Here is a 1,298-nt window from a genome sequence, read left to right as displayed (position 1 = left end):
TATTCCTTTGGCGATTTGTACTACCGATATTCATACCGGTGAGAAGGTCATATTAAGATCAGGGAACTTGGCCGATGCGGTGTGTGCGTCAGCGGCAGTGCCAGGGATTTTTGTGCCGGTAGAAATTGAAGGTAGGTCGTTGGTTGATGGGGGTATCACTGAAAACGTACCCGTTTCAGCACTTGAACAGATGGGTGCGGGTATTACTATCGCTGTTGATTTGAATGGCGTGAGTCGCTATCAAGAACCTAAAGATATGGTCGCTATAATGGGGAATGCTATCGATATCGCAATTGATCAGCGTANCAAGGAGCAGTTGAAGAGGGCTGATTTGGTCTTGTCATTTGACTTGGCTAAATATAGTCGGTTTGGTAACCACGAACAGTTTGCGCCGGTATTCCAATATGGATACGACTTCACCGCAAAGAAGATATCACGCTTGTTCTGGTATCGGAAAATACGGCTTTTATATTTTCTTAGCGAGGTCCTGAAAGTGATTATTCCTCTCAAGGTGCCTATCATTCTGAACTTCAAAAGCTATTTGACCAGGCGGAGAAAGAAGATTCTTTCTAAAGTAGACTAATGCTTATATGAGAGCGAAAATACCGTGGAATTGAGAGCTGTGGTATGAGTTTATTGCGAGTGTCATTTGATGGGTGAACATTATCACTAGTCTGGGTTGTTTGTTCAATTGATGAAACAAACACTGAAGTCGGTTGTGCTATTTCTTTAGTTTATTGTCCAGAGAGCTTTAGACCATAGTCTAGTGCTCGACCAAGGTCTAATTGGCGGCGGCCAGAATATGTTGACAATAAGAGTTATATCTACTTACTCGGTAACATAGACTTCAAGGAGCCTGTCATGAGCTTAGCTGCCCAGAATAACTACACTACCTCTAATTCAACCAGTGATTTTGTGCCAAACATCGATAAAGTTGGCTATCAGAGCCTGTATCAAATGTCGATAGAGAAGAATGAAGACTACTGGCGAAAAGAAGCTGAGCGCTTGTATTGGGATAAACCCTTCACCAAAGTCAAAGATGTCTCATTTGCAAAAGATGACTTACATATTTCATGGTATGAAGATGGAGAGCTGAATGTTTGTTACAACTGTGTAGACAGGCATTTAGAAACGCGAGCAGACCAGGCAGCCATAATTTGGGAAGCCGATGAACCGGGCCACAGCAAGACAATTACCTATCGAGACTTACATCGAGAGGTGTGTCAGTTGGCTAATGGCCTGGAATCTATGGGAGTAGGTAAAGGTGACCGTGTCGTACTGTATATGCCTATGATTCC

2 protein-coding genes are annotated in these 1,298 nt (G+C 43.1%); both read left to right on the top strand.

Translation table 11 applies throughout. The features are described from left to right. The coding region (locus A3763_RS19445) for a patatin-like phospholipase family protein (protein ID WP_197482995.1) at positions 1–583 on the top strand (583 nt) is incomplete at its 5' end. Positions 584–861: 278 nt separating this feature from the next. Continuing rightward, positions 862–1,298: acetyl-coenzyme A synthetase N-terminal domain-containing protein (locus A3763_RS19440; protein WP_156495194.1), on the top strand; the 437-nt coding region annotated here is incomplete at its 3' end.

Source organism: Oleiphilus sp. HI0128 (assembly GCF_001635365.1).
This window is presented reverse-complemented; position numbering and strand designations above follow the sequence as displayed.